This window comes from Paraburkholderia piptadeniae, assembly GCF_900007165.1.
In the GTDB taxonomy this organism is placed as follows: Bacteria; Pseudomonadota; Gammaproteobacteria; order Burkholderiales; family Burkholderiaceae; genus Paraburkholderia; species Paraburkholderia piptadeniae.
Window position 1 is genome coordinate 144053 of sequence record NZ_CYGY02000024.1, and the last position, 12919, is coordinate 156971.

A 12919-nucleotide genomic window follows, 5' to 3' on the forward strand; every position below is an offset into this window, starting at 1 on the left:
GTGCGGCGGGACGTATCAGCGCCCAGGTTACTGCAGATTGCCCCAGCGCTCGACAGCCGGTTCCGCCGATGCCCACTTCCAGTAGTTGTTGTCCTGCTGGCATGCGGCAGCCGTGTACCAGTAGACCTTCGAGTCCGGCTTGTCGCCATCGACGACGGAGAACACGAACTCCTTGCACATTGCGAGCGACGAAGCGAACGCGCGCGTCACGCGCACCTGGCCGTGGCCGTTCTCGATGGGCAGCGCGTGCTTGACGCTCCAGTCCCGCGTTTCGCCGACGGGCATCGCGCCCGCGAGCGCCGCGATCACATTCTGCTGATCCGAATGCATGACGCGCAGATACCGCGCGACGGCTTCGTCGGTGGCGGCCTGCACCGCGATGCCGACGCCGATGCCCACGGCGGGATTCGCCGTGACGAGCCCCGTTGCCGCGCCTGCGCCCGCGCCCGCCGCTGCGCCCACGGAGGTCGAACTGCAGCCGCTCGTGAGCGTCAGCGCGCCGACGCACAACGCGCCGGCGAGCGCGAGCCGCGCGCACGCACGATTCGCGCGCAGCCGATGCAGTGCCCGCCTTTGTGTCGAGCGCGCGCTCATTGCAGCGAGCCCCAGCGGTCGGTCGCGGGTTCGGCCGATGCCCACTTCCACGCATTGCCGTCGCGGCAGATCGACGCGACATAGAACGCGCTCGATGCGGGCACGTTCTTCGTCGCCGTTTTGTCGACGGAGAACACGATCTCCTTGCAGTCGAGCTCGCCCATGCTGATCGTGCGGCTCACGGTCACGCGGCCGTGCTCGTCGTCTTCGAGCGGCACCGAATGCGTGATGCTCCACGGCGCGACGGCGCCCACCGCGAGCGGGCCCGCCGCGATCGCGATGCTGTCCTGAGTATTGCGGTGGATGACGCGCTCGGAGTACTGGACGCCCGCCCGCGCCGCAGCGACGGCGCCAAGCCCGATGCCCGTCGCGACCGCCGCGTTGTTGGTGACTTTGCCGGCGATGGCCGCGCCGGCGATACCGGCGCCCGCCGTCGCGCCTTCCGTGTAGAGCGAGCTGCAGCCGCTCAGTGCCGTCGTGACGGCGACGGCCAAGGTGGCAATCAGCGTGGCGCCCGGAAAGACTGAACGCCGCATCGTTGCGGGCCGCGCCGTGTGCGCTTGGCGGTGCATGGCTTTTTGCATTTCTTGGTCATGGCTCCTGCTCGTGCCTTCGATGCGCGGACCGCGCCGGCGCGAAGGACGGACTGCGTCTGATTTTTACGCAGCGGCATTGTGCAGGATGCCTTTTGTAATTGGCATAGGGAAAGTGCAAGCAATTGCAAAAGATGCTGCGGGGCCGCTGTCTTTCTGCTTGATTTCGCTAGCAGTCCGCATGCCTGGACGGGGCGCAGCGTCGCCGCCAACGCGCGAAGACGCGCGTCGCGTGCGCGGCGGCGCGTGTGAGGAATCGACTGTGAATGAGCGGCAGGAGATGCCGCACTAAACGCGATAGATGCGCGTGCAACGAAGCGCACGACTGTGGCGCGGCACGCGACGCATCACATGCCGCGTCGCGCGTCACGATTCGTCGGGATTCGAATCTTCGTCGCCGTATGCGCTGAGCCGGTTGTACAGCGTCTTGAGACTCACACCGAGCGCCTTGGCCGCGCGCCGCTTGTCGCCGCCGCAGTATTTGAGCGTGCCGAGGATGATCTGCTTCTGCGCATCGGCGAGCGGCGTGCCAATCCACACGCTCATCGAATCGCCGAGCGTGACGGGCTTCTTCACGCGCGACATCAGATGCGGATGCGGCAATTCGACGGCCTTCTCGGCGAGAATGAACGCGCGATATACGGCGTTCTTCAGTTCGCGCACGTTGCCCGGCCATGACCATGTGCGCAGCGTTTCCATCGACCGCTTGCTGAAGACCTTGTTCGCGCCTTCCTGGCGATTGAGTTCATCGAGGAAATGCAGCGCGAGCAGCTCGCGGTCGCCTTCGCGTTCGCGCAGGGGCGGCGCGCGCAGCGGAAACACGGCGAGCCGGTACATCAGGTCCTCGCGCAGGCCGTTTTCCTTCACGGCGACGGCCGGGTCGCGATTGGTCGCGGCGATCACGCGCACGTCGCCGCGAATCAGCTCGGTGCCGCCGACTCGATAGAACGTGCCCGTTTCCAGCGCGCGCAACAGCTTGACCTGGCGCACGGGCGCCATTTCCGTCACTTCGTCGAGGAACAGCGTGCCGCCGTTCGCGTGCTCGAAGTAGCCGACGCGGCCTTGCACCGCACCCGTGAAGCTGCCTTTCTCGTGGCCGAACAGTTCGGCTTCGATCAGTTCGTCGGGAATCGCGCCGCAATTGACGGCGACGAACGCGCCGTCCTTGCGCGCGCTGTGCTCGTGGATCGTGCGGGCGATCAGTTCCTTGCCGGTGCCCGATTCGCCGATGATGAGCGCGGTCGCATCCGTCGCGGCCACGCGGTCGATCTGCTCGTAGAGATCCAGCATCACCGGCGACGAGCCGTACAGCACGCCATACGCCTTCAGTCCGGGGACGCCTTCGACCATGCGTTGCCTGCCCTGTGGCGCGGGAGCGCTGCCACCGCCTTGCGCAGCGGGCGAGTCCAGATCGGTTGACGACATAGCCAAGGGTGTCCTGTGCAATTTCGGGTGAGTGTCTGAATGGCGCAGGCCAGTATCGGGTGCGTGGACTGCCCCGTAAGTGGGTCCACTATCTCATAAAAGGCAATTTAACCATTGGCACGCCATGTCCGGCAAGGCGCGCGCGAATTTCGCATTCGCTGAAAATATGCAAACTTTGACGGACGATCGGCGTGAGATGCCGGAAAAAGTTGCATCCGTTGCGCGATCTCCCGGCAACTTTGTCTGTTTTGCGCGCGCCTCGCGCGTATCTTGAAATCAGCGGCGACGCGGAACTCGGCGGCCGGGCTTGGATCGCATAGAGATGGTCGGGTACGCCCGTTGCGAGACCGCGGAAAGGGCGGATGGACGCGCGCGGGAGCTCGAACTGGCGACGCGCCATGCGTGGCGGTGAGCGCGAAGAGGCGCCTCGAGTTTGTAGCGCTGGCCTCCACCGGACCGGCCGTCGGCCGATGAGACAGACCGGTCCCGCGCCGGAAAGGAGATTGCGATGACAGAAACGACCGAGCAGCTCGCATTGGGCAGGCAGAAAATTGTCGAGGATCTCAGGGTGCTGTTGACCGACTCGGAAGAGATGCTGCGGCTCGCGGCGACCGTTCCGGGCGAGGGCCTCGATTCCTTGCGCGAGCGGCTGCGCACGCACGTCGATACATTGCAGGCGGCGCTCGGAGGTGCGCAGACGTCGGCGCATCGTCGCTACCGTAGCGCGACGGTTCAGACCGAGCGGTATGTTCGCCAGAACCCATGGCAGTCGCTCGGCATCGCGGCGGGCGTCGGCTTCGCGCTCGGTTTGCTCGCGTCTCGGTGATCGGCGTTCACGGACGCTGCCGGGCGCGATGACGACCCCAGTCCCCATTCACGACGACAAGGAGTTCAAGATGGCACGACCCGCAATCGGCATATTCGGCGCTCTGTTCGCAATGGGCAGCGTACTGGCCTGGCGCTGGGTGCAACGGCAGCGCGGCGCGCAGCCACCGCTGGCGCGCGATCTGACGCGCTGGGAAGGCGAGGGCGGCTCGGTGACAGACCCCGAGCAGCAGCCCGGCACGCAAGCGGCGCCCGCCACGCATCTGCGTGGCGGCAACGGCGCGGATCACAGCGCGAGCGGCGACGCATGGCCGTTCCCACGCGGATGATGATGCCGCCGCCACGGCCGCGGCGAGTCGTGCACGCCGCGGCCCGCGCCTGTTGGCCAACGGCCGATATTTTTTTCGGTATAAGCCGTATAATGACCAAAAACAACAACAATATGTGAGATTGACGGCAAAATTTACGGAAATTGTTGCGCAGATGCGTTAAATCGGAAAATCTTTCCGATTCGAGCGTCCGGCGCTGCGGCGCAGGCTTAGGCCTGACATCGCAGCGCGCGGGCGTTTTCGTCGTCGCAACTTTCTGGCGAACGCAGGCTGTGCGTGTTCACTACCAGTACTTTCGAGCTTTCTACACGCGATGCCACATGTATTGATTGTCGATGACGATCCAGGTACCCGCGATGCGCTTGCGGCGATCATCGCGGAAGACGGGCTGACGACGGCCACGGCGAGCGACCTGCGCGAGGCGCGCATCCAGCTCGTGCGGCAGATGCCCGATGTCGTGTTCACCGATCTGAAGCTGCCCGACGGCACGGGTGTCGATCTGTTCGATGATCTCGATCCGCGCTCGGGCGTCGAGTTCGTCGTGATCACGGGTCACGCGACGGTCGAATCGGCCGTGAGCGCGCTGAAGATGGGCGCCGCCGACTATCTGGTGAAGCCGATCAACATGCAGCGCGTAAAGGCGATTCTGAGCCGCCTGCCGCGCGCCGGCGATCTGAAGGCCGAGATCGGCACGCTGCGCGGCGAACTGCGCCGCATGGGCCGCTTTGGCCTGATGCTCGGCAACTCGTCCGTCATGCAGCAGGTGTACGACCAGATCAGCCGCGTCGCGCCGACGGCGGCCTCTGTGATGCTCGTCGGCGAATCGGGCACGGGCAAGGAAGTGGCCGCGCAGACGCTGCATCAGCTGAGCCTGCGCCGCAAGCATGCGTTTCTCGCGGTGAATTGCGGCGCGATCTCGCCGAACCTGATCGAATCGGAGATGTTCGGCCACGAGCGCGGCGCGTTCACGGGCGCGGACCGCCAGCACAAGGGCTATTTCGAGCGCGCGAATGGCGGCACGCTGTTCCTCGACGAAATCACCGAAATGCCGATCGAGTTGCAGGTGAAGCTGCTGCGCGTGCTGGAGACGGGCATGTTCATGCGCGTCGGCACGACGAAGGAAATCGAAACGGATGTGCGCCTGATCGCCGCGACCAACCGCGATCCCGAGCAGGCCGTGCTGGAAGGCAAGCTGCGGCTCGACCTGTATCACCGGCTCAACGTGTTTCCAATCAGCCTGCCGCCGCTGCGCGAGCGCGGCAAGGACGTCGAATTACTCGCGCAATCGTTCCTCGACGACCTCAACGAGCAGCACGGCACGAAGAAGCACTTTCCGCCCGCCGTCCGCGAGATGCTGCTGTCGTATCCGTGGCCGGGCAACGTGCGCGAGCTGAAGAATTACGTGCAGCGCGCGCACATCATGTCGAGCGCCGATTCGGACAGCACGGCGACCGTGCCGCTGCAGATTTCGCTGTCGAAGCCGACGGCGGGCACGGCGATCACGATTCCGTTCGGCACGTCGCTGGCCGAAGCCGACCGTCAGCTGATTCTCGCCACGCTCGAGCAGTGCAGCGGCGTGAAGACGCGCGCCGCCGAGATTCTCGGCATCAGCCTGAAGACGCTGTACAACCGGCTCGTCGAGTACGGCAACGACGCCGGCCGCGCCGATGGCGACGACGTCAACGACGAACCTCAGGCGCTCGGCAAGGCGGACGCCTGAGCATCTCCTGACGTCAGGCCAGTCAGTTACGCCGATCGTCCTCGCGGCCACGTCGGACGGCGTCAGAACGGCACAGGCTTTGCTGAATCAGTTCGACCAGTTGCATCGCACCAGCGAGACGATAGTCAACGAAATCAGGGAGTTCAACATGCCGGATTACGACGCCGTCCACGATCTGCGCGCGCATCGCCCCGACCCCACCACGCCCGATACGCCCGACGAGCCCGAGCCGGGCCAGCCGCCCGAGCCGGACCAGCCGGACCAGCCGGATACGGTGCCCGATCCGACGCGCGAGCCCGTTGAACCCGACGCGCCGCCTATCGGCGATCCGCCGTCGCAGCCTTCACAGACGCCGCATACGCGTCCCGGCGCCGCGCTGCGTGGCGGCGCGTCATGAAAATCAACGCCGTCAACGCCGCTCGTTGACACGCGTCGCGGCGAGTGCAATTGCCGGGCCTGAGAGATGTATCTGTTACAAAACCGGCGAACTTTTTACCGGCAAATTACGTTCGTCGGCCTAGACTAAGGTGATGCGGCTCGATCGACCCCACGTTCGGGCAGTAGCCTTCCCTGGAGGCGTCCATCATGAGACATCCCGCATTGCGGCGCTCCGCGCGCCATTCGAAGCGCGATCAGCGCCCAGCCGGCGGCACGGGCAATCAACCAGCGACACCTGACCCGGCGCACGAGAACCGCGCCGCGCCTGATGCTCCGCCTGACGGGGAACACAACCAGGGCGGCACGCGCCAGGAAGGGCTGGATTACCAGCGCGATCTGGGCTCCGAGCAGGACGCCTGAGCCGTCGTTTGCGACCGGTCCCGGCTCATTCGACAGGCGAATAATTTGCTGCGCGCAATCGTGTGCGCAGTGTGTTTTTGCTTGTCTGTCACATTTACATACATCTTTATTCCATGAGCTTGCGCAATACGGCATGAGATTTGCATGCCGTAACTCGGTGTATCACCGCATGTAAGTCAACTGAATGAGGTGGAGCCGCAATGAGCAGATTGATCGTAGTTTCAAACCGCGTCGCGCCGACTCAGGAAGGACGCCCCGCAGCGGGCGGTCTGGCGATCGGGGTGCTGGATGCCCTGAAGGAAACGGGAGGTGTGTGGTTCGGATGGAGCGGCGAGATCGCCGCCGAGCCGTCGCCGCCCGTCATCGAAAAGCAGGGCAACGTGACCTATGCGACGGTGGGGCTGACCAAGCGCGACTACGACCAGTACTACCGCGGCTTCTCGAATGCGACGCTGTGGCCGACTTTCCACTATCGCAATGATCTGTCGCGCTACGACCGCCAGGAGTATGCGGGCTACTTGCGCGTCAACGCGTCGCTCGCGCAGCAGCTGAAGGAGCTGGTGAGGCCCGACGACATCATCTGGGTCCACGACTATCACCTGTTGCCGTTCGCGCGGTGTCTGCGCGATCTCGGCGTGAAGAACCCGATCGGCTTTTTCCTGCATATTCCGTTTCCCGTGCCCGAAGTGATGCGCACGGTGCCGCCGCACGAAGAACTCGTGAAGAGCATGTGCAGCTATGACGTGGTCGGGTTTCAGACGGACGCGGACCGGCAATCGTTCGTCGATTACATCGAGCGCGGCAACCACGGCACGCTCAGCGACGAGAACATGGTCCACGCGTATGGCCGTTTCCTGAAAGTCGCCGCCTATCCGATCGGCATCTATCCCGACGCGATCGCGAAAGCCGCCGAACAGTACGGCGACCGCAAGGCGGTCCGCAGCTTGCGCGACGCGATGCGCGGCCGCAAGCTGATCATGAGCGTCGACCGGCTCGACTATTCGAAGGGGCTCGTCGAGCGTTTCCAGGCGTTCGAGCGTCTGTTGCTGAACGCGCCCGGCTGGCATGGCCGCGTTTCGCTCGTGCAGATCGCGCCGCCGACGCGCTCCGACGTGCAGACCTATCAGCGCATTCGTCAGAATCTGGAAGGCGAGGCGGGGCGCATCAACGGCCGTTTCGCGCAGCTCGACTGGACGCCGATCCAGTACCTGAACCGCAAGTACGAACGCAATCTGCTGATGGCGCTGTTCCGCCAGTCGCAGGTCGGCTACGTGACGCCGCTGCGCGACGGGATGAACCTCGTCGCGAAGGAGTATGTCGCGTCGCAGGACCCCGCCGATCCCGGCGTGCTGGTGCTGTCGCAGTTCGCGGGCGCGGCCGAGCAACTGCCGGGCGCGCTGGTCGTCAATCCGTTCGACCTGTCGCAGATGGCGGAGGCGCTGGAGCGCGCGCTGTCGATGCCGCTCGCCGAGCGCCAGGCGCGTCACGCGGACATGATGGCGCCGCTGCGCGAGAACAACCTCTCGGTGTGGCGCGATACGTTCCTCGCGGACTTGCGGCACGTCGCGACGGCTTCATCGGTGACGGAGAAGGCGGTCAAGCGCGCCGACGTCACGGCATGACGTGAGATCCCGCGACATACGCGCGCCATGCGCGTTCGCGTCCGCGGCATGTGCGCCTGCGACGCGCGCGCGCCGAAGCGGCAGCCTGTAACGGCTGCCGTTTTCGTTTCCAGCCGGGCGGGCTCAGGCCTGCTGCTGGTTCAGCTCGGTCAGCGGCACGGGCGTCTGACGCGGATCGAAATCCGCCCATTTGCCGCGCTGCCAGCGGCCCGTCGCGCGCTCGATGTCCGCGCCGCCTGCTTCACGCAGGACGCGCGCGGCTTCCATCTGATTTTCTGGGCACACGTGCACGGCGACGAGCACGCCCGAATTGCGCAACTCGTGATGCACGACGTCGTGATGCTCGTGCGGACGGCTGCGCGCGTGCACCATCCGGCCGACGAGCGCGCCCAGATACGCGCCCGTACCCGCCGCGATCACGACGACGGGCATCGACGCCGCGAACGCCGTGAACACCGCGACACCGATCACGGCCCCCGCGACCGCGCCGATCGTGACCGCGTGGTGATGGAGATGCAGCGTCGGCAGCGGCGCGCTCGAGATCGTGGGTGTCGCGCCCGCGTGTTCGTCGAGCGGATGGCGCGCGTGCTGGCCGCGCGGATTGACGAAGAAAAGCGTGACGTCTTCCCCGAGGAATCCGTTGTCGAAGAGCTTCTGCGCGGCGTCTTCAGCGGCGGGGAAAGTGATGAAACGTCCAGCGACGATGAGTGACATGGCGCCCCCTATCGCGTTCAAAGGCCAGAACGAAAGCCCCGCCGGCCATCGCGACGAACGGCGGCGGGTCATAACCTTCGACTACAAGAAGAGGCGCAAAGTGCGGGGACGGAAGCCGTTCGGTGCAAACGGCTGGATGAGGCGGTCCGGCGGGAGAAAGGGCGCAAAGCGACCGACACGCTGAAACTATCGCGCTGCCGTCGCCGCGCCATGCTGCGTCACGCGCATCGTGCTGACGACGGACGCCACTGCCGAAAAGCACGCCGCCAGATAGAGCGAGATGATGGGGCCATGCTCCCGCGCGACGCCGAACACGAGCGCGACGAGCGCCGAGCCGAGCGTTTGCCCCGTCAGACGCGCCGTGCCGAGCATGCCGCTCGCGCCGCCGCTGCGATCGCGCGGCGCGGCCGACAGCATCGTCCGGTTGTTGGGCGACTGGAAGATGCCGAAGCCCGCGCCGCACAGCGCCATGCGCCACACGATATCGACGGGTGTCGGGTGCGCGCCGAGCGTCGCGAGCAGCAGCAGGCCGACAGTGAGCGTCGCGAGTCCGGCGCCGCCCAGCCAGCCAGCCGAAATCCGGTCCGACAATACGCCCGACAGCGGCGCCGCGCCGACGATCACGAGCGGCCACGGCGTCATCAGCAAGCCCGTTTCCACTTGCGACATGCCGAGATGGTTCTGCAGCAGGAAGGGCAGCGACACGAACGCCAGCATCTGCGCGCAGAACGAGCACACCGACGCGCCGACCGACAGCGCGAAGATCGGAATCTTCAGCAGATCGACGGGCAGAAGCGGCGCGGGTTGCGTGAGTTGTCGCCGCACGAAGAAATAGCCGATCACGACCGCGGCGATCAGCTCGACGGCGACGAACCCGTACCATTCGCCGTGGCCGAGCCCGTCGACGGCAAAGATCAGCAGGCCGAACACGAACGCGTTCATGATTGCGCTCGGATAGTCGTACGGCGACGGATGGCGTTCGTTGCGCGGCAGCGCGCGCAGGCCCACCGCGATCGCCGCAATGCCGATCGGCACGTTGATCGCGAACAGCCACGGCCAGGGCGCGACGGACAGCACGCCCGACGCCACCGTCGGCCCGACCGCGGACGAGATCGCCACGACCATCGCGTTGATCGCGATGCCGCGCCCAAGGCGCGCGGGCGGATAGATCATCCGCACGAGCGCCGTGTTCACGCTCATGATGCCCGCCGCGCCGAAGCCCTGGATCACGCGGGCGAGCGCGAGCGCCGGCAGCGAGCCGGACAGCGCGCAGCCGAGCGATGCAACCGTGAACAGCACCATCCCGCTCAGATAAACGCGCCGGTAGCCGATCCGATCGCCCAGCGACGACAGCGGCAGCAGCGAGATCGTCACCGACAGCTGATACGCGTTGACGATCCAGATCGAACTCGCGGCGCTCGCATGCAGATTGCGCGCGATGGTCGGCAGCGCGACGTTGGCGATCGCGCTGTCGAGCACGGCGAGCGTGATGCCGAGCGCGACGACGAGAATCGCCCAGTAGCGTTGCGGCAGCGGCAAGCCGAGTTCGGCGTCCGGCGCGGGCGACGCGGCAGCGGACACGGGCGAGCCGGAAGTGTTGCCGTTGTCCCTCGAAGAAGATGCTTGCATTGTGTTGTTGTGATGGACGGCGGGGCGGCCGCGTTTGGTCGCCGGTAGAGTCAAGGATTGTGATTCCTGTTGTCGACGGGATGATGCATGGTCGTGCCGACCCGGCATGAAGCTCGCGTTGCGCGCGGCTTTCACGCCGGATCATGCGGGCTGCACAGCGAAAGCGCGGGCGAGGCAAGGCACGGCAACGCTTTCGCCTTGCCCGCGCGCATCGTTACTTCAGTTCGTACAGGCCCGTGTACGTGGCCGAATCGATCTCGTTCAGGTGCGTCATGAAGCGCGCAACCGCGTTCGTCGTATCGGCGGAAAGGGGCAGGTTCGTCACCTTCAGCGCGTGAATGCGGTAGATGTAGCGATGCGGCTTGTCGCCGCGCGGCGGCGCTGCGCCGCCGAAGCCGACGGTGCCGTAGTCGTTGCGGAACTGCACCGCGCCTTGCGGCAGCAGGCTGCCGTCGGCCTTGCCCGCATTGCGAGGCAGCGAGCGCGTATCGGCGGGAATGTTGACGACCACCCAGTGCCAGAAGCCGCTGCCCGTGGGCGCGTCGGGATCGTAGACGGTGAGCGCTAAGCTCTGGGTGTCGGCGGGCGGCGACTCCCATTGCAATGCCGGAGAGACGTTCTCGCCGTCGCCGGCGACGCCGAACGACTTGTCGTTCATCTCCTGTGCTTTCGGCATGAAGCCGTTGGCGGGGAAGTCGTCCGACCAGACTCGGAAATCAGCCATCGTGTGCCTCCTTCAAAGGGGTGGTTCCAGATGGACGGAAGCCGCTGAGAGACCGCTGGAGAGACTTCAGCGAGCCAATCGAGTGTAGCACCGGCGCCTTGCAATGTTCGCCGGAGCGGGCGCGACGGCTGGCCTTGCAGGCGACGCGGCGGACTCCGCGGAAAATGGAACGGCAAACGACGCGGCAAGCGGTGCGTCAGGCGCGTTCCTCGTGCAGCGGCGTATCGCCGTGCAGCCAGTCGATCAGACGTTGCAAAACGCCGTCGATATCCCGGTTCGCTCCGCGCAAGGCGCATTCCCACACCGTCGCGACGCGCCAGCCGCCGTCGAGCAGCGCGGCCTGGGCCTTCGCATCGTTGGCGCGGTTGCGGCCGATTTTTTCGCGCCAGAAGTCCGGGCGCGTCTGCGGCCATTTGAAGAGATGACAATCGTGACCGTGCCAGAAGCAGCCATGCACGAAGATCACGGCGCGGTAGCGCGGCAGCACGATGTCGGGACGGCCGGGCAGATCGCGCGCGTCGAGCCGGAAGCGGAAGCCGCGCCGATGCAGCAGGCTGCGGATCAGAACCTCTGGCTTCGTGTTGCGTCCGCGAATGCCGGACATCATCCGGCTGCGCGTGGCGGCGTCGACGATATCGATCATCAGGCGGCCAGCTCCACCGCGCCATCCGCGTGCGCCTCGCGCCCCAGCGCCAGCACGTGCGGCAGCATGATCCGCGCGACTTCGCGCATCACGGGCACCACGACGCTGTTGCCGAACTGGCGATACGCCTGGGTGTCGCTGACGGGAATGCGGTATGTGTCGGGAAAGCCCATCAGGCGCGCGCATTCGCGCGGTGTCAGACGGCGCGGGCGCTGCCGCTCGCCCTGATAGACGAGAATCTCCGAGCCGTCCTTGTGATACCGGGCCGACAGCGTGCGCGTCACGCTTTGCGGATACGCCATCCCGTAGCCGAAGCCGTTGCCGGCTGCGCGATGCTTGTCCGCGTAGTTCTTCAGGTAGGTCCAGAGCTTGGACGTCAGCGTGTACTTCGGTTGAACCTGGCGGGCGGCGTGATCGAAGAAACGCTCGGCATCCCACGGCAGGACGGGCTCCGTGCCGTCCGTCCGGTGCAGGATCGACGCAAGACGCGGCCCTTCTTCGGGCAGTCGCAGATCGTCCCACGTGAACGACGTCTTGCCGCGAAAGCCGACGATGATGATCCGCTCGCGATGCTGCGGCGTGAAATGCGCGCCGTCGATCACGCGGTAGTGCACTTCGTAGCCGAGCTCGTCGCGCAGCGTTTGCAGGATCACGTCGAAGGTGCGGCCCTTGTCGTGCGACAGCAGGTTCTTCACGTTTTCGAGCAGAAACGCGGCCGGCCGGCGCGCGGCGATGATGCGCGCGACGTCGAAAAAGAGCGTCCCCTGCGTCGCGCACTCGAAGCCGTGCGGGCGGCCGAGCGCGTTCTTCTTGCTGACGCCTGCAATCGAAAACGGCTGGCATGGGAAGCCGCCGAGCAGGATGTCGTGTGCGGGGACCTCTTCGGCGGGAAAGGTGACGATGTCGCCGATCAGCGTGTGTCGCCGGGCGCCTTCAGGTTGCGCGGGTTCGTCGCGGAAATTCTCGCGATACGTCTTCTGCGAGAAATCGTTCCACTCGCTCGTGAAGACGCACTGTGCGCCGTGTGTCTCGAAGCCCATGCGGATTCCACCGATGCCCGCGAACAGATCGATGAAGCGCAGGCCCGAATGATCGCCCGTCGCTGGCGAGGTGCCTTGCCCAGCCGTGGAATACAGCAGCGCGCGCAGCGACGGTTCGAGCATCGCGGGACAAGGCGTTTCGCCTTTCTCCCAGCGGCGCACCGTCTTGATGTCCTTGCCGACATGCGCGGCGATTTCTTTTTGTGTGAAGCGGGTGCGCGCCTGCTTCAGCAGGTCAAGCGGCCAAGCCTGGGTCACAGGAG

14 protein-coding genes are annotated in these 12919 nt (G+C 65.8%); 6 read left to right on the plus strand and 8 right to left on the minus strand.

Going from position 1 to position 12919, the window contains the following annotated elements:
- Positions 1 to 27 precede the first annotated feature (27 nt).
- The 3 genes from BN2476_RS12425 to BN2476_RS12435 form a co-directional block, all read right to left on the minus strand.
- Entirely contained in the window at positions 28 to 594 is a 567-nt protein-coding gene (locus BN2476_RS12425) for a hypothetical protein (RefSeq protein ID WP_087734457.1), read from the minus strand.
- Positions 591 to 1178, minus strand: a complete 588-nt coding sequence (locus BN2476_RS12430; RefSeq protein WP_143810954.1) for a hypothetical protein — start codon at positions 1176 to 1178, stop codon at positions 591 to 593. The genes BN2476_RS12425 and BN2476_RS12430 overlap by 4 nt, the downstream gene beginning before the upstream one ends.
- 375 nt (positions 1179 to 1553) lie before the next feature.
- Positions 1554 to 2612, minus strand: coding sequence for a sigma-54 interaction domain-containing protein (locus tag BN2476_RS12435; protein ID WP_087734458.1), 1059 nt, complete (start codon positions 2610 to 2612; stop codon positions 1554 to 1556).
- 508 nt (positions 2613 to 3120) lie between these two features.
- Between BN2476_RS12435 and BN2476_RS12445 the strand changes: the two genes are divergently transcribed.
- From BN2476_RS12445 to otsA, 6 genes are all read left to right on the plus strand, one after another.
- Positions 3121 to 3438, plus strand: coding sequence for an ElaB/YgaM/YqjD family protein (locus BN2476_RS12445; protein WP_087734460.1), 318 nt, complete (start codon positions 3121 to 3123; stop codon positions 3436 to 3438).
- A gap of 70 nt (positions 3439 to 3508) precedes the next feature.
- Positions 3509 to 3766: a hypothetical protein gene (locus tag BN2476_RS12450; protein ID WP_087734576.1), complete on the plus strand. Its 258-nt coding sequence runs from the start codon at positions 3509 to 3511 to the stop codon at positions 3764 to 3766.
- 313 nt (positions 3767 to 4079) lie between these two features.
- Complete coding sequence (locus tag BN2476_RS12455) at positions 4080 to 5486, plus strand: sigma-54-dependent transcriptional regulator (RefSeq protein WP_087734461.1); 1407 nt, start codon at positions 4080 to 4082, stop codon at positions 5484 to 5486.
- A 79-nt stretch (positions 5487 to 5565) separates the two neighbouring features.
- Entirely contained in the window at positions 5566 to 5883 is a 318-nt protein-coding gene (locus BN2476_RS12460; RefSeq protein WP_438942873.1) for a hypothetical protein, read from the plus strand.
- Between the two features lie 188 nt (positions 5884 to 6071).
- Positions 6072 to 6284, plus strand: coding sequence for a hypothetical protein (locus BN2476_RS12465; protein ID WP_087734462.1), 213 nt, complete (start codon positions 6072 to 6074; stop codon positions 6282 to 6284).
- Between the two features lie 200 nt (positions 6285 to 6484).
- A complete protein-coding gene (gene otsA, locus BN2476_RS12470) occupies positions 6485 to 7906 on the plus strand; it encodes an alpha,alpha-trehalose-phosphate synthase (UDP-forming) (protein ID WP_087734463.1) in 1422 nt (473 codons plus the stop codon).
- A gap of 123 nt (positions 7907 to 8029) precedes the next feature.
- Here otsA and BN2476_RS12475 read toward each other — a convergent pair whose 3' ends face one another.
- From BN2476_RS12475 to dcm, 5 genes are all read right to left on the minus strand, one after another.
- A complete protein-coding gene (locus BN2476_RS12475; protein WP_087734464.1) occupies positions 8030 to 8620 on the minus strand; it encodes a hypothetical protein in 591 nt (196 codons plus the stop codon).
- Positions 8621 to 8806: 186 nt separating this feature from the next.
- The gene (locus BN2476_RS12480) at positions 8807 to 10249 is read right to left on the minus strand and encodes an MFS transporter (protein ID WP_087734465.1); all 1443 of its coding nucleotides are present in this window, start codon (positions 10247 to 10249) and stop codon (positions 8807 to 8809) included.
- A gap of 214 nt (positions 10250 to 10463) precedes the next feature.
- Positions 10464 to 10973: a YbhB/YbcL family Raf kinase inhibitor-like protein gene (locus BN2476_RS12485; RefSeq protein WP_087734466.1), complete on the minus strand. Its 510-nt coding sequence runs from the start codon at positions 10971 to 10973 to the stop codon at positions 10464 to 10466.
- A gap of 196 nt (positions 10974 to 11169) precedes the next feature.
- Entirely contained in the window at positions 11170 to 11616 is a 447-nt protein-coding gene (locus BN2476_RS12490; protein WP_087734467.1) for a very short patch repair endonuclease, read from the minus strand.
- Positions 11616 to 12914 (minus strand): DNA (cytosine-5-)-methyltransferase, encoded by a 1299-nt coding sequence (gene dcm / locus BN2476_RS12495; RefSeq protein WP_087734468.1) that lies wholly within the window; start codon positions 12912 to 12914, stop codon positions 11616 to 11618. Before dcm ends, BN2476_RS12490 begins: the two co-directional genes overlap by 1 nt.
- Positions 12915 to 12919 lie beyond the last annotated feature (5 nt).